The sequence below is a fragment of the Bacillus hominis genome (assembly GCF_018332515.1).
In the GTDB taxonomy this organism is placed as follows: Bacteria; Bacillota; Bacilli; order Bacillales; family Bacillaceae_G; genus Bacillus_A; species Bacillus_A hominis.
Genome location: NZ_BOQD01000209.1, coordinates 1 through 2,795, shown reverse-complemented (window position 1 = coordinate 2,795; position 2,795 = coordinate 1). Strand labels below are relative to the sequence as shown.

The 2,795-nt window shown below is 36.2% G+C and carries 3 protein-coding genes; 1 reads left to right on the top strand and 2 read right to left on the bottom strand.

Annotated features, from left to right (window positions below; translation table 11 throughout):
• Positions 1-20: 20 nt before the first annotated feature.
• Together KI356_RS19395 and KI356_RS19390 are read right to left on the bottom strand one after the other, a co-directional pair.
• Entirely contained in the window at positions 21-815 is a 795-nt protein-coding gene (locus KI356_RS19395) for an SDR family oxidoreductase (RefSeq protein WP_128281010.1), read from the bottom strand.
• 9 nt (positions 816-824) lie between these two features.
• Positions 825-1,778 (bottom strand): MBL fold metallo-hydrolase, encoded by a 954-nt coding sequence (locus KI356_RS19390; RefSeq protein ID WP_098498710.1) that lies wholly within the window; start codon positions 1,776-1,778, stop codon positions 825-827.
• A gap of 165 nt (positions 1,779-1,943) precedes the next feature.
• Here KI356_RS19390 and proI point away from each other — a divergent pair, with 165 nt between their 5' ends.
• Positions 1,944-2,783 (top strand): pyrroline-5-carboxylate reductase ProI, encoded by an 840-nt coding sequence (proI, locus tag KI356_RS19385; RefSeq protein ID WP_128281009.1) that lies wholly within the window; start codon positions 1,944-1,946, stop codon positions 2,781-2,783.
• Positions 2,784-2,795: the final 12 nt, after the last annotated feature.

The following is a 2,795-nucleotide window of genomic DNA, read 5'->3' as shown; positions in this document are numbered from 1 at the left end:
GATTTCCATATGGAAATCTCCTATTTTTTACTTAATGATTTGCCTGCAACACGTTCAAATAAACCTGGGAATAATGCGTAGAGCTTTGGCCCAATTCCCATCCACTTCGGCAAGTTTACTTCACGTTTTTTCGTTTGCATCGATTTTACGATTTGTTCTGCTACATATGTTGGTTTTAACATGTAACGTCCCATATTTTTTACATATGTACCTGATTGATCAGCTATTTCAAAAAAGTTCGTATCTATCGGTCCTGGATTAATTGCTGTTACAAAAACATTTGTATTAGATAACTCCATGCGTAAACTATTTGTAAATCCTAATACAGCATGTTTCGTTGCAGCATAAGCACTGGACTTCGGAGTTGCAATTTTTCCAGCTAATGAAGCAATGTTAATAATTTGCCCTTCGTTCTTTTTTACCATATAAGGTAATACCGCTTTCGTACAAGCTACTAACCCAAATACGTTTACTTGAAACATATCCTTTACTTCATCCATTGATGCATCTTCAAACGTTTTAAAAATACCAAATCCCGCATTGTTTACCAATATATCAATACGTCCTACTTCTTGTAATACCTTTGAAAAAACAGATTGTACTTTCGTTTCTTCACTTACATCTAATACATAGTAATAGCAAGGCGTATTATAAGTTGCTTTAATTTTGTCTGCTAATGCTTGTAGCTTCTCTTCTGTTCGAGCCATTAATACTGGCGTCGCCCCTTGCTCCGCAACCTGCATTGCAACTTGCTCCCCAATTCCACTAGAAGCACCTGTAATGACGATTACCTTTTCTTGTAAACGTCCAGTCATTGCTGTCACCTACTTTGCATAATAAATCCATTGTTGTGAAGATTCATCAATCATCACTTGTTGATTATATGCTAAAAAGTCTAATTGTCCAACAGTTTCTGAGATAGTAAGTGGCAATTGCTCTTTATATAAAACCGGAAATAGTTTGACACATACTTCAAATGCTGTCATTGGCTTTTCCTTTAATAGTTCCAGCACTTTAAAAGCACGTGTCTCTTGCTTTTGTAATCTTGTTTCAATAAGTTGTTTCACATTCAGAACATCTTCCCCATGCCCTGATAAAATACGTGAAATATTCATTTCACTTAAACGTTTTAACGTTTGATTGTACTGCAATAAAGGACGCGCTCTTTCTGTTTGCCCTTCATATGGTGGTTCTAATATTGGATTTGAAGAAATATGACTAATGAGAGCATCCCCACCAATTAATATTCCATCAGATTCTCTATATAATGAAATATGAGTGGAAGCATGACCTGGGGTTTCAATCACTGTAAATCCAGGTAACGAATCTATACGATCTCCTTCTCTCACAGTATGTGTTAACGATCTATTACAAGAATATTTAAGTGTCTTCGTCGTCAATAGCGCCTCACCATTCAAAAATGCTGCTGGAACGCCGAACTGCAAGGCTGTCTCTTTAAAAAATTCATGATACCTCTTTAAAAATTCAGCATTCTGTGTAATCCACGGTTCATTCCAAGGATGTCCAATAATCTTTACTTTTTCAGAAAATGTATTTAAAAGTCCGCAATGGTCCGCATGGTGATGCGTAATCACTACCGTTTCAATATCTTCTATCTTATACCCTAATGCACCTAATTGACTTTCTAGTGCCTTCTTTGCTTCTTCTGTATTCGTCCCTGTATCAATTAATGTTAATGTCTCCCCCTCAACTAAAAACACATTCACAGTCTCAACTGCAAATGGCACAGGAATCTCCATTCGGTGAATCGCCGTCATGCTTAGCCCCCCTGACTCTTTCCGGTTCAAAAATGAATACCTCTTCAGTTTACAACTTCTATATAAATTTGTCATTATTTTCAGATAAAAAGAGGTGTTTTCTATAAAAAAACGAATGTATGTACATTTATAAGTATTTCTAACCAAGTTTAAAGGAGGAACATCATGTCTATTCAAAACATATCCTTTCTCGGTGCAGGTTCTATTGCCGAAGCGATTATTGGTGGATTGTTACACGCAAATGTTGTTAAAGGAGAACAAATTACCGTAAGTAATCGTTCTAACGAGACAAGGTTACAAGAGCTACATACAAAATATGGTATCAAAGGTACACATAACAAAAAAGAACTACTTGCTAATGCAAATATTCTTTTTCTAGCAATGAAACCAAAGGATGTTGCAGAAGCGGTTATTCCTCTTAAAGAATACATAAATAATGACTTGCTTATTATTTCGTTATTAGCAGGTGTTTCTACTCATTCAATTAGAAACCTACTTCAAAAAGACGTTCCGATTATTCGTGCAATGCCAAATACATCTGCGGCCATTTTAAAATCTGCTACCGCTATCTCACCTTCAGTACACGCAACGGAGAAACATATTCGGACTGCAACATCATTATTTGAAACGATTGGTCTCGTCTCTGTTGTAGAGGAAGAAGATATGCATGCTGTCACTGCATTATCCGGAAGTGGACCAGCTTATATTTATTACGTGGTAGAGGCAATGGAAGAGGCAGCAAAAAAAATTGGTTTAAAAGAAGATGTTGCAAAATCTCTTATTCTTCAGACGATGATTGGTGCTGCTGAAATGCTAAAAGCAAGCGAAAAACATCCTTCTATTTTGCGAAAAGAAATTACTTCTCCTGGCGGAACTACCGAAGCAGGTATTGAAGTATTACAGGAGCATAATTTTCAACAAGCGTTAATTTCCTGTATTACACAAGCAACGAAACGATCACACGATCTTGGAAAAACATTAGAAAAAATAGCAAAAGAAAAATAAAAAACGGAGCTC

Excerpts from the sequence above, each read along its gene's own strand:
- KI356_RS19395 (WP_128281010.1), bottom strand. The coding sequence starts at position 815 with ATGACTGGACGTTTACAAGAAAAGGTAATCGTCATTACAGGTGCTTCT.
- KI356_RS19390 (WP_098498710.1), bottom strand. The coding sequence starts at position 1,778 with ATGACGGCGATTCACCGAATGGAGATTCCTGTGCCATTTGCAGTTGAG.
- proI (WP_128281009.1), top strand. The coding sequence starts at position 1,944 with ATGTCTATTCAAAACATATCCTTTCTCGGTGCAGGTTCTATTGCCGAA.